This window comes from Enterobacter hormaechei ATCC 49162 (assembly GCF_001875655.1).
Lineage (GTDB): Bacteria > Pseudomonadota > Gammaproteobacteria > Enterobacterales > Enterobacteriaceae > Enterobacter > Enterobacter hormaechei.
Map to the genome: position 1 here is coordinate 2,121,764 of NZ_MKEQ01000001.1, position 25,295 is coordinate 2,147,058.

A 25,295-nucleotide genomic window follows, 5' to 3' on the forward strand; every position below is an offset into this window, starting at 1 on the left:
CTTCATCGGGAAGCATTATTGGCCTAATATAGGGATTAATAAATTGCTGATTTTTTGTCAGGAGTTCCTCTTTTATGCCATCCGGTCGACTGCAACAACAATTTATCCGCCTCTGGCAGTGCTGCGAGGGGCAATCGCAGGAGACCACGCTCAACGAGCTGGCTGAGCTTCTCAACTGCTCCCGGCGTCATATGCGTACCCTCCTTAACACCATGCAGCAGCAGGGCTGGCTGAACTGGGAGGCCGAGGCCGGACGCGGCAAGCGCTCGCGCCTGACATTCCTTTATACCGGCCTGGCATTACAGCAACAGCGGGCGGAGGATCTGCTGGAGCAGGACCGCATCGATCAGCTGGTACAACTGGTAGGCGATAAAGCCGCCGTACGCCAGATGCTGGTCTCGCATCTCGGGCGCAGCTTTCGTCAGGGACGCCACATTCTGCGGGTGCTTTACTATCGCCCAATGAAAAATCTGTTGCCCGGTACGGCGTTACGTCGTTCAGAAACCCACATGGCCAGACAGATTTTCAGCGGCCTGACGCGGATAAATGAGGAAAATGGGGAACTGGAAGCGGATATTGCCCACCACTGGCAGCAGCTTTCCCCCCTGCACTGGCGTTTCTTTTTACGCCCCGGCATTCATTTCCACCATGGACGCGAACTGGAGATGCGTGACGTTATCGACTCTTTAACGCGCGCCCGTACCCTGCCGCTCTACTCACATATCGCACAGATCCACTCCCCGACGGCCTGGACGCTGGATATTGAGCTGTCGCAGCCGGACAAATGGCTGCCGTGGCTTCTGGGCTATGTCCCCTCGATGATCCTGCCTGCCGAGTGGCGATCCCTGAACAATTTTTCCAGCCTGCCGATTGGTACGGGCCCCTACGCCGTTTCGCGGAACAACAACAATCAGCTTAAGATCCGCGCCTTTGATGACTACTTTGGGTATCGGGCGCTGATCGACGAAGTGAACGTCTGGGTGTTACCGGATCTCAACGAAGAGCTGAGCGCAGGCCTGACCCTGGAAGGGCCAACGGCTGGCGAAAAAGCGTTCGAGAGCCGCCTGGAGGAGGGCTGCTACTACCTGCTCTTTGACAGCCGCAGCCATCGCGGAGCAAACCACGACGTCCGCAAGTGGATCAGCCATATTCTGGCGCCCGCTAACCTGATTTATCACGCCGAGGAGCAATACCAGACCTGGTGGTTCCCGGCCTATGGCCTGCTTCCGCGCTGGCACCATGCGCAGCCCGTGCGCAGTGAAAAACCTGCCGGACTGGAGACCATCACCCTCAGCTACTATCGCGATCACATTGAGCATCGTTTCATCGCGAAGATCATGAGCACGCTGCTGGCGGCCGAAGGCGTGACGCTGGCGATACAGGAAGTCGATTATGATGAATGGCACCGCGGGGATGTCGTTAGCGATATCTGGCTCAACAGCGCGAACTTCACGCTGCCGCTTGATTTCTCGCTCTTTTCTCACCTGTATGAAGTGCCCCTGATTCAGCACTGTATCAACCGGGACTGGCAGCAGGACGCCGCGCGGTGGCGGGCAGGCGAAATGGATCTGGCCGCCTGGTGTCAGGAACTCCTGGCCGGGCAGACGATCGTACCGCTGATCCACCACTGGCTGCTGATCCAGGGACAGCGCAGCATGCGCGGCCTGCGGATGAATACCCTGGGCTGGTTTGATTTTAAATCCGCCTGGTTTGCGCCGCCGGAGCCATAACGCTTTCGTAATATTCACCAAATCATTACAATAACGCCGTTCTCAACGGGGTGCTGCATCACTGATGTGCGCTGAGATAATACCCGTCGAACCTGATCCGGATAACGCCGGCGAAGGGATTTGAGGCTGTCTCTCAAAATCCTTTGCCACTCAACCCTGAGGTGCAAAGTGTTAAAAAACGTTCTTCCTCTGCTGTCGCTGTTTGCGCTGCCTGTTTTTGCTAAGCCCGTTCTGACGGTCTACACCTACGACTCCTTCTCCGCCGACTGGGGCCCTGGCCCTGTGGTCAAAAAAGCCTTTGAAGCCGACTGCAACTGCGAGCTGAAATTCGTGGCGCTGGAAGATGGTGTGTCGCTGCTCAACCGTCTGCGCATGGAAGGCAAAAACAGCAAAGCCGACGTGGTGCTGGGGCTGGATAACAACCTGCTGGAAGCCGCCACCCAAACCAGACTGTTCGCCAAAAGCGGCGTGGCGGCAGATGCCGTCAACGTGCCGGGCGGCTGGAAAAACGACACCTTTGTTCCCTTTGATTACGGCTACTTTGCGTTCGTCTACGACAAAAATAAGCTGAAGAACCCGCCAAAAAGCCTGAAAGAGCTGGTCGAAAGCGACCAGAAGTGGCGCGTGATTTATGAAGATCCGCGTACCAGCACGCCGGGTCTGGGGCTGCTGCTGTGGATGCAAAAGGTCTACGGAGACAAAACGCCGGAAGCGTGGCAGAAGCTGGCCGCGAAAACCGTTACCGTCACCAAAGGCTGGAGCGAAGCCTACGGCCTGTTCCTGAAAGGCGAAAGCGACCTGGTACTGAGCTACACCACCTCTCCGGCCTACCACATTATCGCCGAGAAGAAAGATAACTACGTCGCCGCGAACTTTGCTGAAGGACATTATTTGCAGGTGGAAGTGGCTGCCCGCACCGCCGCGAGCAAACAGCCGGAGCTTGCTGAAAAATTCCTGAAATTTATGGTTTCACCGGCCTTCCAGAATGCTATTCCGACAGGAAACTGGATGTACCCTGTCACTGACGTTGCGCTGCCGGCAGGTTTTGAGCAACTGAACAAACCGCAAACCTCACTGGAATTCACGCCGCAGCAGGTTGCCGCCCAGCGTGCCGCATGGATAAGCGAATGGCAACGCGCCGTCAGCCGCTGATCCCCGGCTGGTTAGTTCCCGGGCTGCTCGCCGCCATACTGATGGTGGTCGTCAGCCTGGGGGCATTCCTTGCGCTGTGGTTTAACGCGCCAGAGAGCGATCTGCTCGCCCTCTGGCACGACAGCTATCTCTGGCACGTCATTCGTTTCTCCTTCTGGCAGGCGTTTCTCTCCGCACTGCTGTCGACGATCCCGGCTATCTTCCTCGCGCGCGCACTCTATCGCAGACGTTTCCCCGGCAGACTGGCCCTGCTACGGCTGTGCGCGATGACGCTCATCCTCCCGGTACTGGTGGCGGTGTTCGGGATTCTGAGCGTCTACGGTCGGCAGGGCTGGCTGGCCTCCCTCTTCAGCCTGCTTGGCCTGGAATGGACCTTCTCCCCCTACGGCCTGAAAGGCATTCTGCTGGCGCATATTTTTTTCAATATGCCGATGGCGACGCGCCTCTTTTTACAGGCGCTGGAAAACATTCCCGGCGAGCAGCGCCAGATTGCCGCCCAGCTTGGCATGCGCGGCTGGTCGTTCTTCCGTTTTGTCGAATGGCCGTGGCTGCGACGCCAGATCGCCCCGGTTGCCGCGCTGATTTTTATGCTCTGCTTCGCCAGCTTTGCGACCGTGCTTTCTCTCGGCGGCGGGCCGCAGGCCACCACCATTGAGCTGGCGATCTATCAGGCCTTAAGTTACGACTACGATCCGGGGCGCGCCGCGCTGCTGGCGATCGTCCAGATGGTGTGCTGTCTGGCACTGGTGTTACTCAGCCAGCGGCTAAGCAAAGCGATCCCCGCAGGCAGTAATAACGTGACTGGCTGGCGCGATCCGCAGGACAGCCTGCACAGCCGCGTCTCGGATTTCATGCTGATCGCGCTGGCACTCCTGCTTCTGCTGCCCCCGCTGCTGGCCGTTATCGTTGATGGCCTGAATCGCAATGTGGTGTCGGTACTGCAACAGCCTGTCCTGTGGCAAGCGACGTGGACCTCATTGCGCATCGCGCTGGCAGCCGGGCTATTGTGTGTGATCCTGACCATGATGCTGCTCTGGAGTAGCCGCGAACTCTACGCGCGTCATGCCCGCAAAGCCGGACAGGCGCTGGAGCTGACGGGCATGCTGATCCTGGCGATGCCGGGCATTGTGCTGGCGACCGGATTCTTTTTACTGTTTAACAGCACCCTCGGCCTGCCGGAAAGCGCCGACGGCATCGTCATTTTTACCAACGCCTTAATGGCCATCCCGTATGCGCTGAAGGTGCTGGAAAACCCGATGCGGGATGCAAACAGCCGGTATAGCCTCCTGTGCCAGTCCCTTGGCATTATGGGCTGGCGGCGGCTGAAGGTGGTCGAGCTACGCGCCCTGAAACGACCGCTCGCCCAGGCGCTGGCCTTTGCCTGCGTGCTGTCGATTGGCGATTTTGGCGTAGTCGCCCTCTTTGGCAACGAAGATTTCCGCACGCTGCCGTTCTGGCTTTATCAGCAAATTGGCTCTTATCGCAGTCAGGATGGCGCGGTCACGGCGCTGCTCCTGTTGCTGCTGTGTTTTGCCTTATTTACCGTTATCGAAAAACTTCCGGGGCGTGATGTTAAAACTGACTGATGTAACCTGGCTTTATGAGCACCTGCCAATGCGTTTTACCCTCTCCGTTCGTCAGGGAGAGCGAATCGCAGTGCTTGGCCCAAGCGGGGCCGGAAAAAGTACCCTGCTCAATCTGATTGCCGGTTTTTTGCAGCCTGCCAGCGGGTCGATCGTCATTGATAACGGCGAGTATACCTACGCTCCACCGGCTAAGCGTCCGGTGTCGATGCTGTTTCAGGAAAACAATCTGTTTAATCACCTTACGGTGTGGCAGAACATCGCGCTGGGTATGGATCCGGGCTTAAAGCTCAACGCTGCGCAACGTCAGAAGCTGGAGGCGATCGCCGGACAGATGGGCCTGTCTGCGTTTATCCCCCGACTACCGGGCGAACTTTCCGGCGGCCAGCGTCAGCGCGTGGCATTGGCTCGTTGCCTGGTACGCGAACAGCCGCTGCTGCTGCTCGACGAACCCTTTTCGGCACTCGACCCGGCCCTGCGTCAGGAGATGCTCTCGCTGGTTGAAGAGGTATGCAAGCGCGAGCAACTGACGATGCTGATGGTGTCGCACAGTATTGAGGATGCTGCCCGCATCGCGCCGCGATCGGTAGTGATCGCGGAGGGACGCATTTTATGGGATGGAGAAACAGAAGAACTTCTGAGTGGTAACGCGGGGGCATCTTCATTGTTGGGCATTCGTGCGGTCTGACGCCCTCACCCTGGCCCTCTCCCACGGGGAGAGGGAAAACACCTTAACGGCTCACGACCTTCAACAGGATCTCGCCATATACCGGCATCAGCGGGTGGCGGATCAGCGCCACCAGCGCGACCACGGCCACGCCCAGCATCAGCGGAGCCAGCCAGAGCAGGCGCGTGCGCGGGAGATAGCGCGTCAGACGATCGACACTGGCTTTCGCACTGCGCCATAAGCGCCAGCAGAGCCAGACCGCCAGCCACAGCAGCACCGCCGTTGCCAGCAGCAGCCATTTAAACTCACCGCTTTGCATACCGTCAGGGATATCAATAGCCGCGCCCGCCAGGATCCCCGGCAGGAAGTAAAACGGCGGCCAGAAGACGCAGCCGATGATGTTCGGCACCACGAATTTCGCGACGGGCAGATCCAGCATCCCGGCAACCATTGGCACCAGCGGACGCGTTGGGCCAACGAAGCGCCCCACGAGGATGGTGAACATGCTGTGCTGATGCAGCGCGTGCTCGGTTTTATCCAGCAAGGCTTTGTTCTTTTTCATAAACGACCAGCGGTGCAGCGGCTTCTTAAAGCGCCAGCCCAGCCAGAAGGAGATCCAGTCCCCCAGTAAACAGCCGATAATACCGGCCATCCACGCCTGCCAGAAATTGACTTCGCCGCTGCCGATAAGCGCGCCAAGCCCCGCCATCATCACGGTGCCGGGCAGGATCAGCCCAACCAGCGCAAGCGATTCCAGAAACGCCACCAGCGCCACGGCGATGAGCGAATACATAACGGACTGGGTAATAAAATGTTCCAGCAATGCCTGCATAACTATTCCGGTCAGAAAACGAATCAGCGATTCTGCTTAGCGCCCCGCACCGCGTCAAGGCATCAATTGTCTGAATAGTTTACAGGATGCGCCTGAAGTTCACCTGAATGTTTACCGATTATTCACATCCCGCGCGAAATTCGCTCGGGCTGGCCCCGGTGCACTTCTTAAACACGCGAGAGAAATAGAGCTGATCTTCAAAGCCCACGTTACGTCCGACGGTGGCGATAGGCATTCGGGTGGTGCTAAGCAGGAGTTTCGCCTGGCTGATGCGCTGATCCTCACGCCAGCTGAGCACGCTCACCCCAAGCTGCTGGCGGAAGAGATGAGAGAGCCGTGACGGCGACAGGCACACGTGCTGGGCGACGCTGGCAATATCAAACTGGCTGTCGGCCAGATGGTCGCTGATGTACTGACAGGCATCGCGGACGCGGTTGTCCAGCGGCGGGTTAAGGGATTCGTTGATGGCTTCCATGCGGCGCAGCAGCACCTGTTCAAGCAGGTTAATCGCCAGCAGTTCGGCGTAGCGTCCGCCCGCCTGCCCCGCTTCAATAATCTGTGCGAACAGCTCACGGAACTGTGCCAGATGCGCCTCATCCGGGCGATAAAAACCGGTATGGGCGAAAATGGCTGGCCATGAGAGCCATTCCTGCCAGTAGGCACGCGGACGGAAATAGACCCACTGGTGATACCACTCTTTGGCATCCGGGTGTCGCCCGTAGTGGTGGATCTCCCCCGGCGGGAACAACAGCATATCGCCAGGGCGACAGATGAACTGCTGATCACCGTTTTTGATCACCCCTTCTCCGCGTACGGTCAGGTTCAGGATATATCCCTTCATACCAAGAGGGCGGTCGACGTAGAAATCGAGATATCCCTCGGCCTCAATGGGCGTCAGCCCCGCCACCAGATGGGCGTTAAATGAGTAGCCCGGCAGTAAGGGATCGTTTTGCGGTTCGGCCATAGATTCAGTTCTCCCAAGGGTCCTGAAGGAAACCAATTGTCCATATCGATAAAAGCAGGTTAAAAATGGCCCGCGAAAAGATCCAAAAGGCATCACGCCTCTTTTACGTCCGCCATGTTTCAGCCTTTCCCCCTGATTTCTCCGCCAGTACAGGCAGATAAGCAGTAACAAAAGTGTCTATAAGTACGGCAGAAATGTCCACATTGAATATTTGCACGGCGTCACACTTTCCGTTGCTACAGCAATTTAGTCCATAAGATTAGCGGATCCTGCCTGACGATTTTTGTCCCCAGTCTCTAATGTTCTTCCATAACCTGTTTTTTGGATGGAGCAACACCATGGCAATTGCAATTGGCCTCGATTTTGGCAGCGACTCAGTTCGCGCGCTGGCAGTGGACTGTACGACTGGCCTGGAGATAGCAACCAGCGTTGAGTGGTATCCGCGCTGGCAAGAGGGGCGCTACTGCGATGCGCCGAACAACCAGTTCCGCCACCACCCGCGTGATTACATTGAATCAATGGAAGCGGCGATCAAAACCGTGCTGGCGGAGCTGACGGACGCCCAGCGGGCCGATGTGGTGGGGATTGGCGTCGACAGTACCGGCTCAACGCCTGCTCCTGTCGATGCCGAAGGCCGCGTGCTGGCGCTGCGCCCGGAATTCGCCGATAACCCGAACGCCATGTTCGTGCTGTGGAAAGACCATACCGCCGTGGAAGAGGCGGAAGCCATCACCCGCTTATGCCATCAACCAGGCAAAACGGACTACTCCCGCTACATCGGCGGGATCTACTCCAGCGAGTGGTTCTGGGCCAAGATCCTGCACGTTACCCGCGCGGACGCGTCGGTCGCACAGGCTGCGGCGTCATGGATTGAGCTGTGCGACTGGGTTCCCGCCCTGCTCTCCGGCACCACCCGCCCGCAGGATATCCGCCGCGGCCGTTGCAGCGCCGGGCATAAATCGCTGTGGCATGAAAGCTGGGGCGGTCTGCCTCCGGCGGCGTTCTTCGACGAACTCGACCCGATCATCAACAAAAACCTGACATACCCGCTGTTTACCGACACCTTCACCGCCGATATTCCGGTCGGCACGCTCTGTGAAGAGTGGGCGACGCGTCTCGGCCTGCCGCAAAACGTGACCATTTCCGGCGGCGCCTTCGACTGCCATATGGGTGCCGTGGGCGCAGGTGCGCAGCCAAACACGCTGGTGAAAGTTATCGGCACCTCCACCTGTGACATTCTGACGGCAGATAAAACCAGCGTCGGCGACCGCGCGGTGAAAGGCATCTGCGGTCAGGTTGACGGCAGCGTGGTGCCTGATTTTATCGGCCTTGAAGCGGGTCAGTCCGCCTTCGGTGACATCTACGCCTGGTTTGGCCGTGTGCTCGGCTGGCCACTGGATCAGCTGGCTGTCGCGCATCCTGAACTGAAAACGCAGATTACCGCGAGCAAAAAACAGCTCCTGCCGCAGCTTACAGAAGCCTGGGCAAAAAATCCGTCTCTCGACCACCTGCCGGTCGTGCTGGACTGGTTCAACGGCCGCCGCACGCCGTTCGCCAACCAGCGTCTGAAAGGGGTGATTACCGATCTCAACCTGGCGACCGACGCGCCCGCGCTGTTTGGCGGCCTGATTGCCGCCACCGCGTTCGGCGCGCGCGCCATTATGGAGTGCTTCATCGACCAGGGCATTGACGTGAACAACGTGATGGCGCTGGGCGGCATCGCCCGTAAAAACCCGGTGATTATGCAGGCCTGCTGCGACGTGCTGAACCGGCCGCTGCAAATTGTGGCCTCCGATCAGTGCTGTGCGCTGGGCGCCGCGATTTTCGCTGCCGTGGCCGCAGGCGTTCATGCGGATATCCCGACCGCGCAACAGCATATGGCGAGCGCCGTCGAAAGTACGCTCCAGCCACAGACTCAGCAGGCACAACGCTTTGAACAGCTTTATCAGCGCTACCAGCAATGGGCAAAAAGCGCCGAACTTCACTATCTCCCTGTCGCCGCCCCGGCCAAAAGCACCGCGGACACTACGGCAACCCTGACACATTAAGGACACGATGATGACCATTTTTAATAATTATGAAGTGTGGTTTGTGATTGGCAGCCAGCATTTGTACGGACCGGAAGCGTTGCAGCAGGTGACGAAACACGCGGAGCACGTTGTGAATGCGCTGAACGCGGAAGCTAAACTGCCGTGCAAACTGGTGCTGAAGCCGCTGGGAACCACCCCGGACGAAATCACCAACATCTGCCGCGATGCCAATTACGACGACAAATGCGCCGGCCTGGTGGTGTGGCTGCACACCTTCTCACCGGCCAAAATGTGGATCAACGGCCTGGCTATCCTCAACAAACCGCTGCTGCAATTCCACACGCAGTTCAACGCCTCCCTGCCGTGGGACAGCATCGACATGGACTTTATGAACCTGAACCAGACCGCGCACGGCGGCCGCGAGTTCGGCTTCATCGGCGCGCGTATGCGTCAACAGCATGCCGTGGTGACCGGCCACTGGCAGGACGGCCAGGCACAAAAACGCATTGGCTCCTGGATGCGTCAGGCGGTCTCCAAGCAGGATACCCGTCACCTGAAAGTGGTGCGTTTCGGCGACAACATGCGCGAAGTGGCGGTTACTGACGGTGATAAAGTGGCCGCACAGATCAAGTTTGGCTTCTCCGTCAACACCTGGGCGGTGGGCGACCTGGTGCAGGTGGTGAACGACATCAGCGATGGCGACGTTAACGCGCTGGTGGACGAGTACGAAAGCAGCTACCGCCTGACGCCTGCGGCACAGGTCAACGGCGACAAGCGCCAGAACGTGCTGGATGCCGCTCGAATTGAGCTGGGCATGAAGCGTTTTCTGGAACAGGGCGGCTTCCATGCCTTCACCACCACCTTTGAAGACCTCCACGGCCTGAAACAGCTCCCGGGACTGGCGGTACAACGTCTGATGCAGCAGGGCTACGGCTTTGCGGGCGAAGGCGACTGGAAAACTGCCGCTCTGCTTCGCATCATGAAGGTGATGTCGACCGGTCTACAGGGCGGCACCTCTTTTATGGAGGACTACACCTACCACTTCGAGAACGGCAACGATCTGGTGCTCGGCTCGCACATGCTGGAAGTGTGTCCCTCCATCGCGGTTGAAGAGAAACCGATCCTCGACGTGCAGTACCTCGGTATTGGCGGCAAAGCGGATCCGGCCCGTCTGATCTTCAACACCCGTACCGGCCCGGCCATCAACGCCAGCCTGATCGACCTCGGCGACCGCTTCCGCCTGCTGGTGAACTGCGTCGATGCGGTTGAAACCCCGCACTCTCTGCCGAAGCTGCCGGTCGCCAACGCGTTGTGGAAAGCGCAGCCTGATCTGCCAACCGCGTCAGAGGCCTGGATCCTGGCGGGTGGCGCGCACCACACCGTCTTCAGCCACGCGCTTGACCTGAACGATATGCGTCAGTTCGCCGAGTTGCACGACATCGAGCTGACCGTGATTGATAACGACACCCGTCTGCCAGCCTTTAAAGACGCGCTGCGCTGGAACGAAGTCTATTACGGTACAAAACGCTAAGTACGCAATGCCCGGTGGCACTGCGTTTACCGGGCCTACGATCCTGTAGGCCGGATAAGCGAAGCGCCATCCGGCACTGGAGACAACCATGTTAGAAGATCTCAAACGTCAGGTGCTCGAAGCCAACCTGGCGCTGCCAAAACATAACCTGGTGACCCTGACCTGGGGCAACGTCAGCGCCGTTGACCGGGAAAAAGGGCTATTCGTGATCAAGCCTTCGGGCGTGGATTACACGGTGATGACCGCAGAAGATATGGTGGTGGTCAGCATCGAAACGGGTGAAGTGGTGGAAGGCAACAAAAAACCCTCTTCCGATACGCCCACCCACCGCCTGCTGTATCAGGCCTTCCCGACCATTGGCGGCATTGTGCACACCCATTCGCGTCACGCGACCATCTGGGCGCAGGCGGGCCAGTCCATTCCGGCTACCGGTACCACCCACGCGGACTACTTCTACGGCACCATTCCCTGCACGCGTCTGATGACCGATGCGGAGATCAACGGTGAATACGAGTGGGAAACGGGGAACGTGATTGTCGAAACCTTTGAAAAACAGGGTATCGACGCGGCGCAAATGCCCGGCGTACTGGTGCACTCCCACGGCCCGTTTGCCTGGGGTAAAAATGCGGAAGATGCGGTGCATAACGCGATCGTGCTGGAAGAAGTTGCCTACATGGGGATCTTCTGCCGCCAGCTGGCGCCGCAACTGCCGGATATGCAGCAAACCCTGCTGGATAAGCATTACCTGCGCAAACACGGCGCGAAAGCGTATTACGGGCAATAGAGTGTAGGCCGGATAAGCGCAGCGCCATCCGGCTAAGCAGACACTGTATAAAACCCCAGCAAACCCACCTCAACCAGGCTATAATCAGGCCTGGTTTTGTTTTATGGGATAGCGGCGTGGCACAGGCGCAAGAAGGCTTTTTACTGACCCGACACTGGCGGGATACCCCTCAGGGTACGGAGGTTGCGTTCTGGCTGGCAACGGACAACGGTCCGCTGCACGTTACGCTGCCGCCGCAGGAGTCCGTGGCTTTTATTCCCGAACACCACGTCGAAAAGGTCAAACAGCTGCTGCACGGTGAAAACGGCTGGCGCCTCACGCCGCTTGAACTGAAAGATTTTCATCGCCAGCCCGTGCATGGCCTCTACTGCCGCGCCCATCGCCAGCTGATGCGCTATGAAAAACTGCTCCGCGACGCGGGCGTGACGCTCTACGAAGCGGATATCCGTCCACCGGAACGTTTTCTGATGGAGCGGTTTATCACTGCCCCCGTCTGGGTGGACGGCACCGCGCAGAACAGCAGTCTCGTTAACGCGCGCCTCAAGCCTAACCCGAATTATCGTCCACCGCTGAAGTGGGTCTCGCTGGATATAGAAACGACCCGCCACGGTGAACTGTACTGCATCGGCCTTGAAGGCTGCGGGCAGCGGGTTGTCTATATGCTCGGGCCGCCGAACGGCGATGCGTCCGCGCTGGATTTTCATCTGGAGTACGTTAACAGCCGCCCGCAACTGCTGGAGAAGCTTAACCAGTGGTTTGCCGAGCATGACCCGGATGTATTGATCGGCTGGAACGTGGTGCAATTTGACCTGCGCGTGCTGCAAAAACATGCCGAGCGTTACCGCATCCCGCTGATGCTGGGGCGCGGCAACAGTGAGCTGGAGTGGCGCGAGCACGGATTTAAGAACGGCGTGTTCTTTGCCCAGGCCAACGGTCGCCTGATTATCGACGGCATCGAGGCGCTGAAATCGGCCTTCTGGAACTTCTCGTCTTTCTCGCTAGAAGCGGTAGCACAGGAATTGCTCGGTGAAGGCAAATCCATCGACAATCCCTGGGACCGAATGGACGAGATCGACCGGCGCTTTAACGAGGATAAACCGGCGCTCGCTACCTATAACCTGAAAGATTGCGAGCTGGTGACGCAGATTTTCCACAAAACCGAGATCATGCCCTTCCTGCTTGAGCGCGCAACGGTAAACGGTCTCGCGGTCGACAGGCACGGCGGCTCGGTAGCGGCCTTCAGCCACCTCTATTTCCCGCGGATGCATCGGGCGGGCTATGTCGCGCCTAATCTCGGGGACGTGCCGCCGCAGGCCAGCCCCGGCGGTTACGTGATGGACTCCCGGCCAGGATTATATGACTCCGTTCTGGTACTGGATTATAAAAGCCTGTACCCGTCGATTATCCGCACGTTCCTGATTGACCCGGTGGGGCTGGTGGAGGGGATGGCGCAGCCAGACGATGCGCACAGCACCGAAGGTTTTCTCGGGGCACGCTTCTCGCGCGAAAAACACTGCCTGCCTGAAATTGTGGGCAACATCTGGCACGGCCGGGACGAGGCGAAACGCCACGGCAATAAGCCGCTGTCACAGGCGCTGAAAATCATTATGAACGCCTTTTACGGCGTGCTGGGCACCAGCGCCTGCCGCTTCTTTGATCCCCGTCTGGCGTCGTCCATCACCATGCGCGGGCACGACATTATGCGCCAGACAAAAGCGCTGATCGAATCCCGGGGCTATGACGTGATTTATGGCGACACCGACTCCACCTTTGTCTGGCTGAAAGCCGCCCATTCAGAAGACGATGCCGCGCAAATCGGCAAAGAACTGGTCGCTTTCGTGAACGCCTGGTGGCAGGAACAATTGCAAAAAGAGCGGTTAACCAGCGCGTTAGAGCTGGAGTTTGAAACCCATTTCGCCCGCTTTTTAATGCCGACCATTCGCGGGACCGACCAGGGCAGCAAGAAGCGCTACGCCGGACTGATTCAGGAAGGCAACACGCAGCGGATGGTGTTTAAAGGGCTGGAGACAGTGCGCACCGACTGGACGCCGCTGGCGCAGCAGTTCCAGCAGACACTCTATCTGCGGGTGTTTCGCAATGAGCCTTATCAGGATTATGTGCGCGACACCATCGCCAGCCTGATGGCGGGCGAACTTGACGCGCAGCTGGTGTATCGCAAGCGCCTGCGCCGCCCGCTGGCGGAGTATCAGCGTAACGTTCCCCCCCCCGTGCGTGCCGCGCGGCTGGCGGACGAAGAGAACGTTCGCCGGGGACGCGCGCCGCAGTATCAGAACCGGGGAACAATCAAATACGTCTGGACAACTAACGGTCCGGAGCCCGTTGATTACCAGCAGTCTCCGTTCGATTACGATCACTACCTCACCCGCCAGCTTCAGCCGGTTGCGGAGGGAATTTTACCGTTCATCGATGACGACTTTGCTACACTAGTGACAGGACAACTTGGGCTATTTTGACGCGTGACGAAACCGTTGCCATCCAGTACCATAGCGCCCTTTCCATTCCCGGACCCATTTTTCGATGACCGTCTTTTTTGACGGGGTCGAACTATTGCCTGCAATTAAAGATTAGAGCCGAACAACTATGCCTTTTACACTTGGTCAACGCTGGATCAGCGATACAGAAAGCGAACTTGGATTAGGAACCGTCGTTGCCGTCGATGCGCGCATGGTTACCCTCCTTTTCCCTGCTACCGGTGAAAACCGCCTGTACGCTCGCAATGACTCCCCTGTTACCCGCGTAATGTTCAACCCGGGTGACACCGTGACCAGCCACGAGGGCTGGCAGCTGAAGGTTGAAGACGTAAAAGAAGAGAATGGACTGCTCGCCTACATCGGAACGCGTCTTGATACCGACGAGACGAATGTCATCCTGCGCGAAGTGCTGCTCGACAGCAAACTGGTTTTCAGCAAGCCGCAGGACCGTCTGTTTGCCGGGCAAATCGACCGAATGGATCGCTTCTCCCTGCGCTACCGCGCGCGTAAGTTCCAGAGTGAACAGTACCGCATGCCGTGGAGCGGCCTGCGCGGTCAGCGTACCAGCCTGATCCCCCACCAGCTGAATATCGCCCATGATGTGGGCCGTCGCCATGCGCCTCGCGTGCTGCTGGCTGACGAAGTGGGCCTGGGTAAAACCATCGAAGCAGGCATGATCCTGCACCAGCAGCTGCTCTCTGGCGCCGCCGAGCGCGTGCTGATTGTGGTGCCGGAAACGCTGCAACACCAGTGGCTGGTCGAAATGCTGCGCCGCTTTAACCTGCGCTTCTCCCTGTTCGACGACGAGCGCTATGCCGAAGCCCAGCACGACGCGGACAACCCGTTTGAAACCGAACAGCTGGTGATCTGCTCCCTGGACTTCGTGCGCCGCAGCAAGCAGCGCCTGGAGCACCTGTGCGACGCGGAATGGGATCTGATGGTCGTCGACGAAGCACACCACCTCGTCTGGAGCGAAGACGCGCCAAGCCGTGAATACATGGCGATTGAGCAGCTTGTCGAGCGCGTACCGGGCGTTCTGCTGCTGACCGCAACGCCGGAGCAGCTGGGCCTTGAGAGCCACTTCGCCCGTCTGCGCCTGCTCGACCCGAACCGCTTCCACGATTTTGAGCAGTTTGTTGAGGAACAGAAAAACTACCGTCCGGTGGCAGACGCCGTCGCGCTGCTGCTGGCAGGTAATCGTCTCTCTAACGATGAACTTAACACCCTGAGCGATCTGATTGGCGAGCAGGATATCGAGCCGCTTTTGCAGGCCGCGAACAGCGACAGCGATAACGCGGGATCTGCGCGTAAAGAGCTGATCGACATGCTGATGGACCGTCACGGCACCAGCCGCGTGCTGTTCCGTAACACCCGTAACGGCGTGAAGGGGTTCCCGAAACGCGAGCTGCACACCATCAAACTGCCGCTGCCGACCCAGTACCAGACGGCGATTAAAGTCTCCGGCATTATGGGCACCCGTAAATCTGCGGAAGATCGCGCGCGCGACATGCTCTACCCGGAGCAGATTTATCAGGAATTTGAAGGGGACACCGGCACCTGGTGGAACTTCGATCCGCGCGTGGAGTGGTTGATGGGTTATCTGACCGCGCACCGTTCCCGGAAGGTGCTGGTGATCTGCGCCAAAGCAGCCACCGCCCTGCAACTGGAACAAGTGCTGCGCGAGCGCGAAGGTATTCGCGCTGCCGTGTTCCACGAAGGCATGTCTATTGTCGAGCGCGACCGCGCCGCAGCCTGGTTTAGTGAAGAGGACAGCGGCGCGCAGGTTATGCTGTGCTCCGAAATCGGTTCTGAAGGCCGTAACTTCCAGTTCGCCAGCAATCTGGTGATGTTCGATCTGCCGTTTAACCCGGATCTGCTGGAGCAGCGTATCGGGCGTCTGGATCGTATCGGTCAGGCGCATGATATTCAGATCCACGTGCCGTATCTGGAGAAAACCGCCCAGTCCGTTCTGGTTCGCTGGTATCACGAAGGTCTGGATGCGTTTGAACACACCTGCCCGACCGGTCGCACCATTTACGATCAGGTGCATGCGGATCTGATCGGTTACCTCGCGGCCCCGGAAAACACCGAGGGTTTTGATGAGCTGATCAAGTCCTGCCGCGAGAAGCACGACGCCCTGAAAGCCCAGCTGGAACAGGGGCGCGATCGCCTGCTGGAGATCCACTCCAACGGCGGTGAAAAAGCGCAGCAGCTTGCCGAAAGCATCGAAGAACAGGACGACGACACCAGCCTGATCAGCTTCTCTATGAACCTGTTCGACATCGTCGGCATTAACCAGGACGATCGCGGTGAGAACATGATCGTCCTGACCCCGTCCGATCATATGCTGGTGCCGGATTTCCCGGGCCTGCCGGAAGACGGTTGCACTATCACCTTTGAGCGTGATGTGGCGCTGTCGCGCGAAGACGCACAGTTCATCACCTGGGAACACCCGCTGATCCGCAACGGTCTGGATCTGATCCTCTCCGGCGATACCGGCAGCAGCACCATCTCCCTGTTGAAGAACAAAGCCTTGCCTGTGGGCACACTGCTGGTGGAGCTGATCTACGTTGTGGAAGCGCAGGCGCCGAAACAGCTTCAGCTTAACCGCTTCCTGCCGCCAACGCCGGTGCGTCTGCTGCTGGATAAAAACGGTACAAATCTGGCCGGTCAGGTGGAGTTTGAAAGCTTCAACCGTCAGCTGAGCGCGGTGAACCGTCATACCGGCAGCAAGCTGGTGAATGCGGTGCAACAGGACGTGCATGCCATTCTGCAACTGGGTGAAACCCAGGCCGAAAAAGCGGCCAGAGCGCTGATCGATGCGGCGCGCAGTGAAGCCGGTGAGAAGCTGTCTGCCGAGCGGTCGCGTCTGGAAGCGTTGAAAGCGGTGAACCCGAACATTCGTGACGATGAACTGGCCGCAATCGAGAGCAACCGCCAGCAGGTACTGGAAAGCCTGAATCAGGCGGGATGGCGTCTCGACGCCCTGCGTCTTATCGTTGTGACGCATCAGTAAGCGGAGCGCAAGATGATAATGGAGCCCTACAATCCCCCGATGGATCCGTGGCTGGTCATTCTGTATCAGGACGAGCACATTATGGTGGTCAACAAGCCGAGCGGCTTGTTGTCCGTGCCGGGGCGTCTGGACGAGCATAAAGACAGCGTGATGACGCGTATCCAGCGTGATTATCCTGAGGCCGAGTCTGTCCATCGTCTGGATATGGCGACCAGCGGTGTGATTGTGGTGGCGCTGAATAAAACGGCAGAACGCGAGCTGAAGCGTCAGTTCCGCGAGCGTGAGCCGAAGAAGCAGTATGTCGCGCGCGTCTGGGGTCATCCGGCGCAGGCGGAAGGGCTGGTAGATTTACCGCTGATTTGCGACTGGCCGAACCGGCCTAAGCAGAAAGTGTGTTATGAAACCGGCAAGGCCGCGCAAACCGAGTATGAAGTGCTGGAGTATGCGCCAGATAACACCGCGCGCGTCCTGCTAAAACCGATTACCGGGCGCTCCCACCAGCTGCGAGTGCATATGCTTGCGCTGGGTCATCCTATTCTGGGGGACAGATTCTATGCGCCGCCGGAAGCGCTGGCGTTAGCGCCGCGCCTGCAACTGCATGCGCAGACGCTCACCATCACCCACCCGGCGTTCGGCAACGCCATGACCTTTAAGGCGCCGGTGGATTTCTGAAAAAATGGCCCGACAGTGTCGGGCCATTTTTTTATTTGAAACCTTTCTGCTCTTTAATCAGCTCGTAGGCTTTCTGGATTTCCTGCGCTTTCTGTTTCGCCATCTCCATCATCTCTGGCGGCAGACCTTTCGCCACCAGCTTATCCGGATGGTGCTCGCTCATCAGTTTGCGATAGGCGCGTTTGATGGTCGTGGCATCGTCAGAGGGCTTCACGCCAAGCACGTTACAGGCATCTTCAAGCGTAGGGCCACGCTGCGCCTGCTGCCAGCCGCCGCCAGAGGATTGGTGCTGATAACCGCCGCCAAAGTGCGCGCCACCCTGCATCATGCGCAGGAACTGGTCGAACTGCATGCGGGAAATGCCCAGCTCTTCGGCAATCACATACAGAACGTCCCGTTCATTCGGATGCAGAGAACCATCCGCGAAGGCAGCCTGGATTTGAATTTCCAGAAACATCCGAATTAAATCAAAGCGCCCGAAACAGATGCTACGGAACTGCCGCATTTTTTCACGCAGCGGGTAGTGATCGGATTTGCCAATCCGAAACGCATTCTGCGCCGCGATGCGGGATTCGCCGTGCAAATTCATGCGATCCATAAAGACGCTGGCAACCTGAATATCGGCTTCCGTTACGCGCCCTTTTGATTTGGTTAAATGCCCCATCACCTCGAAGGTGGTGGAGAAAAAGAGTGACTGGCGCTCGCGCTGGTTGGCAAACCAGGCCATTTTGCGGCTGCGTGCTTTGTCAAACATATGGCCGATAATGAGGCCAAGAACGACACCCCAGAATCCGGCACCCATAATAATTGCGAACGCAACGCCGATTATTTTACCCCAATACTGCATATACTCCCCGAATGGTCATGTTCCTGGCCGACGCAACGCCATCATTACAGTGGTCGCGCCACGGTCAATTGAGGGACATCGCCTATAATTTGCATTATCATACTCGTCATTCGATAGCGAGCCTAACACTCTGGCGCGCAAACGGGCAGGATTAACGCTGGTACTGCGCTGATGAGTAAGATAGTCTCTGAGCGTTTGTAAGCCGTAGCCACTGATGACGGAACAATAAAATACAACGTATGAAAAAACGTATCCCCACCCTTCTGGCCACAATGATTGGCACCGCCCTGTATAGCCAACAGGGACTCGCAGCCGATCTCGCCTCGCAGTGTATGCTTGGCGTCCCAAGTTACAATCGCCCACTGGTGAAAGGCGATACGAATGACTTACCCGTCACCATTAATGCCGACAGCGCAAAAGGTAATTATCCTGACAACGCGACCTTTACGGGCAATGTCGATATTAACCAGGGAAACAGCCGCCTGCTGGCTGACGAAGTGCAATTGCACCAGAAGCAACCGGAAGGTGCCCAGGCGCCTGTCCGTACCGTGGATGCGCTGGGTAATGTGCACTATGACGACAACCAGGTCATCCTGAAAGGTCCGAAAGCCTGGTCGAATCTGAATACCAAAGATACCAACGTCTGGGAAGGTGATTACCAGATGGTGGGTCGTCAGGGGCGCGGTACCGCAGACCTGATGAAACAGCGCGGCGAAAACCGCTACACCATTCTTGAAAACGGCACGTTTACCTCCTGTTTGCCAGGGTCAAATACCTGGAGCGTTGTGGGCAGTGAAGTGATCCATGACCGTGAAGAACAGGTTGCTGAGATCTGGAACGCCCGTTTTAAACTTGGCCCAGTGCCTATTTTCTATAGCCCTTACCTGCAACTTCCCGTGGGTGACAAACGTCGTTCAGGTTTCCTGATCCCGAACGCCAAGTACAGCACGTCGAACTACTTTGAGTTCTACCTGCCGTACTACTGGAACATTGCGCCCAACATGGACGCCACGATCACGCCGCACTATATCCATAAGCGCGGTAACATCATGTGGGAGAACGAGTTCCGCTATCTGACCAAGGCGGGCGCGGGTCTGATGGAGTTTGATTATCTGCCATCAGATAAGGTGTTCCAGGACGAGCATCCGAGCGAAGGTGATAAGCACCGCTGGATGTACTACTGGAAGCACGCCGGGGTATTAGATCAGGTGTGGCGCTTCAACATCGACTACACCAAAGTCAGCGATCCGTATTACTTCAACGACTTTGACTCAAAATACGGTTCGAGTACCGACGGTTACGCCACGCAGAAATTCAGCGTGGGCTACGCCATTGAGAACTTTGACGCGACGGTGTCGACCAAGCAGTTCCAGGTGTTTGATACGCAATCGCGTAGTACCTATGGTGCCGAGCCGCAGCTGGACGTGAACTGGTACCAGAACGATGTGGGGCCTTTCGACACGCGCGTTTACGCTCAGGCGGTCCATTTCGTCAACACCAACTCGGATATGCCGGAATCAACGCGTCTGCATATCGAGCCGACGATCAATCTGCCGTGGTCAAACGACTGGGCGAGCCTGAATACCGAAGCCAAAGTGATGGCCACCCACTACCAGCAGAAGAATCTGGACTGGTATAACAAACGCTATGGCACCGATCTTGAAGAATCGGTAAACCGTACGCTTCCGCAATTCAAAATGGACGGGAAGCTGATCTTCGAACGTGATATGGCTCTTCTCGCGGATGGATACACCCAGACGCTTGAGCCACGTATGCAGTATCTGTACGTGCCATATCGCGATCAGAGCAAAATTCAAAACTACGACTCGTCGTTCCTGCAATCTGACTATAGCGGTCTGTTCCGTGACCGTACCTACGGCGGCCTTGACCGTATCGCGTCTGCTAACCAGTTAACGACCGGCGTCACAACGCGCGTATATGATGATGCTGCCGTTGAACGTTTTAACGTTTCTGTTGGTCAAATCTACTATTTCACCGAGTCTCGTACCGGTGATGACGACATTAACTGGGAGAAAGACAACAAAACGGGCTCACTGGTATGGGCGGGCGACACCTACTGGCGCATGACGGATCGTTGGGGTCTGCGCGGTGGTGTTCAGTACGATACACGACTGGACAATATCGCGACGGGCAGTGCTGCCATCGAATATCGTCGTGATGAAGACCGCATGTTGCAGTTGACGTACCGTTACGCCAGCCCGGAGTATATCCAGGCGACGCTGCCAAACTATGCGAATACAGACCAATACAAAGACGGTATTTCACAGGTGGGTACCGCCGCGAGCTGGCCGATCGCCGATCGTTGGTCAGTCGTCGGTGCCTACTACTATGACACGAATGCCCAAAAACCTGCTGACCAGATGCTGGGTCTGCAATATAACTCCTGCTGTTACGCAATACGTGTCGGTTACGAACGCAAACTTAACGGCTGGGATACGCAAAACAGTCAGGGCAAATATGATAACGTGATTGGCTTTAATATCGAGTTGCGCGGCCTGAGTTCTAACTACGGTCTGGGCACGCAGCAGATGCTGCGCTCGAACATTCTGCCGTATCGTAGTTCATTGTAATGTGCTTGATTTACAACGTAATCCGCTTTGCGGTTAATTGAAATGGAAAAAGTATGAAGAACTGGAAAACGCTGCTACTCGGTGTCGCTATGGTTGCGAATACCAGCTTCGCGGCCCCACAGGTTGTCGATAAAGTCGCGGCTGTGGTTAACAACGGCGTCGTGCTTGAAAGTGACGTTGACGGTTTGATGAAATCTGTAAAGCTCAACTCGGGTCAAGCAGGTCAGCAACTTCCGGATGACGCTACGCTGCGCCACCAGATCCTGGAACGTCTGATCATGGATCAGATTGTCCTGCAAATGGGCCAGAAAATGGGTGTGAAGATCTCTGACGAGCAGCTCGATCAGGCGATCGCCAACATTGCAAAGCAGAACAACATTACCCCGGACCAGATGCGTAGCCGCCTGGCCTATGACGGCATCAGCTATGCCACCTACCGTAATCAGATTCGTAAAGAGATGCTGATTTCAGAAGTGCGTAACAATGAAGTCCGTCGCCGCGTCACCATCCTGCCTCAGGAAGTAGATGCCCTGGCAAAACAGGTGGGGAATCAGAATGACGCCAGCACTGAGCTGAACCTGAGCCACATCCTGATCCCTCTGCCGGAAAACCCAACCTCCGATCAGGCGGCTGCGGCGGAAAGCCAGGCACGCGCTATCGTTGAGCAGGCGCGTAATGGCGATGACTTCGGCAAACTGGCTATCACGTACTCCGCTGACCAGCAGGCGCTGAAAGGCGGCCAGATGGGCTGGGGCCGTATTCAGGAGCTGCCCTCTCTGTTTGCCCAGGCGCTGAGCACTGCGAAGAAAGGCGACATCGTCGGTCCAATCCGTTCCGGTGTGGGCTTCCACATTCTGAAAGTGAACGACCTGCGCGGTCAGAGCCAGAACATTTCGGTTACCGAAGTGCATGCGCGTCATATTCTGCTTAAACCGTCTCCGATCATGACTGACGATCAGGCCCGTGCGAAACTGGAACAGATCGCCGCAGACATCAAGAGCGGTAAAACCACCTTTGATAAAGCGGCAAAAGAGTTCTCTCAGGACCCTGGCTCTGCTAACCAGGGCGGTGACCTGGGTTGGGCGGCAGCCGATATTTACGATCCGGCTTTCCGCGATGCGTTAATGAAGCTGAATAAAGGCCAGATGAGCGCGCCTGTGCACTCTTCCTTTGGCTGGCACCTGATCCAGCTGATGGACACCCGCAACGTGGATAAAACCGACGCGGCGCAGAAAGACCGCGCGTATCGCATGCTGTTTAACCGTAAGTTCTCTGAAGAAGCCGCAACCTGGATGCAGGAACAACGCGCCAGTGCTTACGTGAAAGTGTTGAGCAACTAATGAAACCGCATCGTGTGGTGATCACTCCCGGCGAACCCGCCGGGATTGGGCCTGACCTTGTGGTTCAGCTCGCCCAGCGCAGCTGGCCGGTAGAGTTGGTTGTCTGCGCAGATGCAACACTGTTACAAGACCGGGCTGCTTTGCTTGGTCTGCCTTTAACGCTCCTCCCTTACGTTGAAGGCCAGCAGCCTGCACCGCAGCAGGCTGGCACCCTCACCCTGCTTTCTGTCCCGCTCCGTGCGCCTGTTGTCCCCGGTGAGCTACATACCGAAAACGGCCACTACGTTGTCGAGACGCTGGCGCGCGCCTGTGACGGTTGCCTTCAGGGCGAATTTGCTGCCCTGATCACCGGTCCGGTGCATAAAGGCGTAATCAACGACGCGGGCATTCCGTTTACCGGGCATACCGAATTTTTCGAAGAGCGTTCGCACAGCCCGAAAGTGGTGATGATGCTGGCAACCGAAGCGATGCGCGTTGCGCTGGTAACTACGCACCTGCCGATCAAAGCCATTCCTGATGCGATTACGCCTGACCTCCTGCGTGAGATCATTGGCATTTTGCATCACGATCTGCAAACCAAGTTCGGCATTCCGCAGCCGCACGTTCTGGTCTGTGGTCTGAATCCGCATGCGGGCGAAGGCGGACATATGGGCACCGAAGAGATCGACACCATCATTCCGGTGCTGGAAGAAATGCGGGCGAAAGGGATGCACCTCAGCGGGCCTCTGCCTGCCGACACCCTTTTCCAGCCCAAATACCTGGATAATGCTGACGCTGTGCTCGCGATGTACCACGATCAGGGCCTGCCCGTGCTAAAATACCAGGGATTTGGCCGCGGGGTGAATATCACCCTCGGTTTACCCTTTATTCGAACGTCCGTTGACCACGGTACTGCGCTGGATCTGGCAGGCCAGGGAAAAGCGGATGTCGGCAGTTTTATTACGGCGCTTAATCTCGCCATCAAAATGATAGTTAATACTCAATGACTAATCGAGTCCATCAGGGCCACTTAGCCCGTAAACGCTTCGGGCAAAACTTCCTCAACGATCAGTTTGTGATCGACAGTATCGTTTCTGCCATTAATCCGCAGAAAGGCCAGGCCATGGTCGAAATCGGCCCGGGTCTTGCCGCGCTGACCGAGCCGGTTGGCGAACGCCTTGACGAACTGACCGTTATCGAACTCGACCGCGATCTGGCCGCGCGTCTGCAAACGCACCCGTTCCTCGGGCCGAAGCTGACGATTTATCAGCAGGATGCGATGACCATGAACTTTGGCGAACTGTCAGAAAAAATGGGACAGCCGCTGCGCGTGTTCGGTAACCTGCCGTACAACATCTCCACCCCGCTGATGTTCCATCTGTTTAGCTATACTGATGCCATTGCCGACATGCACTTCATGTTGCAAAAAGAGGTCGTTAACCGTCTGGTTGCAGGGCCGAACAGTAAAGCGTATGGTCGTTTAAGCGTGATGGCGCAATATTACTGCAACGTGATCCCGGTATTAGAAGTACCGCCTTCCGCGTTCACGCCACCGCCAAAAGTTGATTCTGCGGTTGTCCGCCTCGTGCCACATAAAACGATGCCGTACCCGGTCAAAGATCTGCGCGTGCTGAGCCGTATTACGACAGAAGCCTTTAACCAGCGCCGTAAAACGATTCGTAACAGCCTTGGCAATCTGTTTACCGTTGACGTGTTAGCTGAGTTGGGCATCGACCCGGCAATGCGTGCGGAAAATATTTCCGTAGAGCAGTACTGCAAGCTGGCTAATTACATCAGCGCCAATGCGCCGCCGAAGGAGAGCTAAGCCATGATTGATTCGCCCCGCGTCTGTGTTCAGGTTCAAAGCGTCTACATTGAGTCCCAATCCACACCGGATGAAGAACGTTTTGTCTTTGCTTATACCGTAACCATTCGCAATCTGGGGCGGATGCCTGTGCAACTGCTCGGGCGCTACTGGCTTATCACCAACGGCAACGGCCGTGAAATTGAAGTCCAGGGTGAAGGTGTGGTCGGTGAACAACCCCATATCGCCCCTGGCGAAGAGTATCAGTACACCAGCGGTGCGGTAATTGAAACGCCGCTGGGTACCATGCAAGGCCATTACGAAATGGTCGACGCCGACGGTAATGCCTTCCGCATTGCTATTCCTGTGTTCCGTCTCGCCGTACCTACACTTATTCATTAATCTAATGTCTACATATCTGATTGGCGACGTTCACGGTTGCTACGATGAACTGATCGCATTATTAAAACAGGTCGACTTCACCCCCGGGCAGGACACGCTCTGGCTGACGGGCGACTTAGTGGCGCGCGGTCCCGGTTCCCTGGACGTCCTCCGCTATGTCAAATCGCTGGGTGACAGCGTGCGCATGGTGCTGGGCAACCACGATCTGCATCTGCTGGCCGTATACGCCGGGATCAGCCGTAATAAGCCGAAAGACCGCATTACTCCCCTGCTTGAAGCACCGGATGCCGATGAGTTGCTCAACTGGCTGCGTCGCCAGCCGCTGCTCCAGATTGACGAAGAGAAAAAGCTGGTGATGGCCCATGCAGGCATCACGCCCCAGTGGGATCTTGAGACGGCAAAAACCTGCGCGCGCGACGCGGAAGCGGTGCTGGCGAGCGACTCCTATCCGTTCTTCCTTGATGCGATGTACGGCGACATGCCGAACAACTGGAGTGATGACCTCAGCGGCCTGGCGCGACTGCGTTTTATCACCAATGCCTTTACACGGATGCGCTACTGCTTCCCGAACGGGCAGCTGGATATGTATTGCAAAGATACGCCGGAAAATGCACCTGCGCCGCTTAAGCCGTGGTTTGCGATTCCGGGCCCCGTGACAAACGACTACAGCGTGGTCTTTGGACACTGGGCATCGCTGGAAGGAAAAGGCACCCCGGAAAATATCTATGCGCTGGATACCGGATGCTGCTGGGGCGGGGATTTAACCTGCCTGCGCTGGGAAGATAAAACTTACTTTGTGCAGCCATCCAACCGACAGCTGGACTTAGGTGAGGGTGAGGCGGTCGCCTCCTGAGGATGTTTATCCTCTCCCTTTGGGGA

19 protein-coding genes and 1 riboswitch are annotated in these 25,295 nt (G+C 57.2%); of the genes, 16 read left to right on the top strand and 3 right to left on the bottom strand.

Features of this window, described 5'->3' with window-relative positions:
- The first annotated feature begins 74 nt into the window (after positions 1 to 74).
- The 4 genes from sgrR to thiQ all read left to right on the top strand — a co-directional run bounded on the left by sgrR (position 75) and on the right by thiQ (position 5,153).
- Positions 75 to 1,730 (top strand): HTH-type transcriptional regulator SgrR, encoded by a 1,656-nt coding sequence (sgrR, locus tag BH712_RS10700; protein WP_006810128.1) that lies wholly within the window; start codon positions 75 to 77, stop codon positions 1,728 to 1,730.
- A 36-nt stretch (positions 1,731 to 1,766) separates the two neighbouring features.
- Positions 1,767 to 1,867, top strand: a riboswitch (TPP riboswitch).
- A gap of 31 nt (positions 1,868 to 1,898) precedes the next feature.
- Positions 1,899 to 2,882 (top strand): thiamine ABC transporter substrate binding subunit, encoded by a 984-nt coding sequence (gene thiB / locus BH712_RS10705; RefSeq protein WP_006810129.1) that lies wholly within the window; start codon positions 1,899 to 1,901, stop codon positions 2,880 to 2,882.
- Positions 2,858 to 4,468, top strand: a complete 1,611-nt coding sequence (gene thiP / locus BH712_RS10710) for a thiamine/thiamine pyrophosphate ABC transporter permease ThiP (RefSeq protein ID WP_006810130.1) — start codon at positions 2,858 to 2,860, stop codon at positions 4,466 to 4,468. Before thiB ends, thiP begins: the two co-directional genes overlap by 25 nt.
- On the top strand, positions 4,452 to 5,153 hold the full coding sequence (thiQ, locus tag BH712_RS10715) for a thiamine ABC transporter ATP-binding protein ThiQ (protein ID WP_006810131.1): 702 nt from the start codon (positions 4,452 to 4,454) through the stop codon (positions 5,151 to 5,153). Before thiP ends, thiQ begins: the two co-directional genes overlap by 17 nt.
- Before the next feature lie 43 nt (positions 5,154 to 5,196).
- Here thiQ and BH712_RS10720 read toward each other — a convergent pair whose 3' ends face one another.
- Positions 5,197 to 5,964: a DedA family protein gene (locus BH712_RS10720; RefSeq protein WP_006810132.1), complete on the bottom strand. Its 768-nt coding sequence runs from the start codon at positions 5,962 to 5,964 to the stop codon at positions 5,197 to 5,199.
- A gap of 118 nt (positions 5,965 to 6,082) precedes the next feature.
- A complete protein-coding gene (araC, locus tag BH712_RS10725; protein ID WP_000840168.1) occupies positions 6,083 to 6,928 on the bottom strand; it encodes an arabinose operon transcriptional regulator AraC in 846 nt (281 codons plus the stop codon).
- A 338-nt stretch (positions 6,929 to 7,266) separates the two neighbouring features.
- Here araC and araB point away from each other — a divergent pair, with 338 nt between their 5' ends.
- The 6 genes from araB (at position 7,267) to rluA (ending at position 17,453) form a co-directional block, all read left to right on the top strand.
- The gene (araB, locus tag BH712_RS10730) at positions 7,267 to 8,976 is read left to right on the top strand and encodes a ribulokinase (protein WP_032673654.1); all 1,710 of its coding nucleotides are present in this window, start codon (positions 7,267 to 7,269) and stop codon (positions 8,974 to 8,976) included.
- 10 nt (positions 8,977 to 8,986) lie between these two features.
- Positions 8,987 to 10,489 carry an L-arabinose isomerase gene (araA, locus tag BH712_RS10735; protein ID WP_032673655.1) on the top strand — a complete coding sequence of 501 codons (1,503 nt, stop codon included), beginning with the start codon at positions 8,987 to 8,989 and terminating at the stop codon, positions 10,487 to 10,489.
- A gap of 88 nt (positions 10,490 to 10,577) precedes the next feature.
- The gene (araD, locus tag BH712_RS10740) at positions 10,578 to 11,273 is read left to right on the top strand and encodes an L-ribulose-5-phosphate 4-epimerase (RefSeq protein ID WP_006810135.1); all 696 of its coding nucleotides are present in this window, start codon (positions 10,578 to 10,580) and stop codon (positions 11,271 to 11,273) included.
- A gap of 116 nt (positions 11,274 to 11,389) precedes the next feature.
- Entirely contained in the window at positions 11,390 to 13,747 is a 2,358-nt protein-coding gene (polB, locus tag BH712_RS10745) for a DNA polymerase II (RefSeq protein ID WP_006810136.1), read from the top strand.
- A gap of 127 nt (positions 13,748 to 13,874) precedes the next feature.
- A complete protein-coding gene (gene rapA / locus BH712_RS10750; protein ID WP_006810137.1) occupies positions 13,875 to 16,781 on the top strand; it encodes an RNA polymerase-associated protein RapA in 2,907 nt (968 codons plus the stop codon).
- 12 nt (positions 16,782 to 16,793) lie between these two features.
- Positions 16,794 to 17,453, top strand: a complete 660-nt coding sequence (gene rluA, locus BH712_RS10755) for a bifunctional tRNA pseudouridine(32) synthase/23S rRNA pseudouridine(746) synthase RluA (protein WP_006810138.1) — start codon at positions 16,794 to 16,796, stop codon at positions 17,451 to 17,453.
- A gap of 31 nt (positions 17,454 to 17,484) precedes the next feature.
- On the opposite strand, the gene djlA is transcribed toward rluA, so the two are convergent.
- Entirely contained in the window at positions 17,485 to 18,300 is an 816-nt protein-coding gene (gene djlA, locus BH712_RS10760; RefSeq protein WP_006810139.1) for a co-chaperone DjlA, read from the bottom strand.
- Positions 18,301 to 18,539: 239 nt separating this feature from the next.
- Here djlA and lptD point away from each other — a divergent pair, with 239 nt between their 5' ends.
- The 6 genes from lptD to apaH are packed head-to-tail and all read left to right on the top strand — an operon-like array spanning position 18,540 to position 25,269.
- On the top strand, positions 18,540 to 20,891 hold the full coding sequence (gene lptD, locus BH712_RS10765) for an LPS assembly protein LptD (protein ID WP_006810140.1): 2,352 nt from the start codon (positions 18,540 to 18,542) through the stop codon (positions 20,889 to 20,891).
- Positions 20,892 to 20,944: 53 nt separating this feature from the next.
- The gene (gene surA / locus BH712_RS10770; RefSeq protein ID WP_006810141.1) at positions 20,945 to 22,231 is read left to right on the top strand and encodes a peptidylprolyl isomerase SurA; all 1,287 of its coding nucleotides are present in this window, start codon (positions 20,945 to 20,947) and stop codon (positions 22,229 to 22,231) included.
- The gene (pdxA, locus tag BH712_RS10775; protein ID WP_006810142.1) at positions 22,231 to 23,217 is read left to right on the top strand and encodes a 4-hydroxythreonine-4-phosphate dehydrogenase PdxA; all 987 of its coding nucleotides are present in this window, start codon (positions 22,231 to 22,233) and stop codon (positions 23,215 to 23,217) included. The genes surA and pdxA overlap by 1 nt, the downstream gene beginning before the upstream one ends.
- The gene (gene rsmA / locus BH712_RS10780) at positions 23,214 to 24,035 is read left to right on the top strand and encodes a 16S rRNA (adenine(1518)-N(6)/adenine(1519)-N(6))-dimethyltransferase RsmA (protein ID WP_006810143.1); all 822 of its coding nucleotides are present in this window, start codon (positions 23,214 to 23,216) and stop codon (positions 24,033 to 24,035) included. Before pdxA ends, rsmA begins: the two co-directional genes overlap by 4 nt.
- Positions 24,036 to 24,038: 3 nt before the next feature.
- Positions 24,039 to 24,416, top strand: a complete 378-nt coding sequence (apaG, locus tag BH712_RS10785; protein ID WP_003856425.1) for a Co2+/Mg2+ efflux protein ApaG — start codon at positions 24,039 to 24,041, stop codon at positions 24,414 to 24,416.
- A 4-nt stretch (positions 24,417 to 24,420) separates the two neighbouring features.
- On the top strand, positions 24,421 to 25,269 hold the full coding sequence (apaH, locus tag BH712_RS10790) for a bis(5'-nucleosyl)-tetraphosphatase (symmetrical) ApaH (RefSeq protein ID WP_006810144.1): 849 nt from the start codon (positions 24,421 to 24,423) through the stop codon (positions 25,267 to 25,269).
- Positions 25,270 to 25,295: the final 26 nt, after the last annotated feature.

Bases quoted from the DNA above. Each gene is read 5' to 3' on its own strand.
- sgrR (WP_006810128.1), top strand. From the start codon at position 75: ATGCCATCCGGTCGACTGCAACAACAATTTATCCGCCTCTGGCAGTGC.
- thiP (WP_006810130.1), top strand. From the start codon at position 2,858: ATGGCAACGCGCCGTCAGCCGCTGATCCCCGGCTGGTTAGTTCCCGGG.
- thiQ (WP_006810131.1), top strand. From the start codon at position 4,452: ATGTTAAAACTGACTGATGTAACCTGGCTTTATGAGCACCTGCCAATG.
- BH712_RS10720 (WP_006810132.1), bottom strand. From the start codon at position 5,964: ATGCAGGCATTGCTGGAACATTTTATTACCCAGTCCGTTATGTATTCG.
- araC (WP_000840168.1), bottom strand. From the start codon at position 6,928: ATGGCCGAACCGCAAAACGATCCCTTACTGCCGGGCTACTCATTTAAC.
- araB (WP_032673654.1), top strand. From the start codon at position 7,267: ATGGCAATTGCAATTGGCCTCGATTTTGGCAGCGACTCAGTTCGCGCG.
- araA (WP_032673655.1), top strand. From the start codon at position 8,987: ATGACCATTTTTAATAATTATGAAGTGTGGTTTGTGATTGGCAGCCAG.
- araD (WP_006810135.1), top strand. From the start codon at position 10,578: ATGTTAGAAGATCTCAAACGTCAGGTGCTCGAAGCCAACCTGGCGCTG.
- rapA (WP_006810137.1), top strand. From the start codon at position 13,875: ATGCCTTTTACACTTGGTCAACGCTGGATCAGCGATACAGAAAGCGAA.
- rluA (WP_006810138.1), top strand. From the start codon at position 16,794: ATGATAATGGAGCCCTACAATCCCCCGATGGATCCGTGGCTGGTCATT.
- djlA (WP_006810139.1), bottom strand. From the start codon at position 18,300: ATGCAGTATTGGGGTAAAATAATCGGCGTTGCGTTCGCAATTATTATG.
- lptD (WP_006810140.1), top strand. From the start codon at position 18,540: ATGAAAAAACGTATCCCCACCCTTCTGGCCACAATGATTGGCACCGCC.
- surA (WP_006810141.1), top strand. From the start codon at position 20,945: ATGAAGAACTGGAAAACGCTGCTACTCGGTGTCGCTATGGTTGCGAAT.
- pdxA (WP_006810142.1), top strand. From the start codon at position 22,231: ATGAAACCGCATCGTGTGGTGATCACTCCCGGCGAACCCGCCGGGATT.
- rsmA (WP_006810143.1), top strand. From the start codon at position 23,214: ATGACTAATCGAGTCCATCAGGGCCACTTAGCCCGTAAACGCTTCGGG.
- apaG (WP_003856425.1), top strand. From the start codon at position 24,039: ATGATTGATTCGCCCCGCGTCTGTGTTCAGGTTCAAAGCGTCTACATT.
- apaH (WP_006810144.1), top strand. From the start codon at position 24,421: ATGTCTACATATCTGATTGGCGACGTTCACGGTTGCTACGATGAACTG.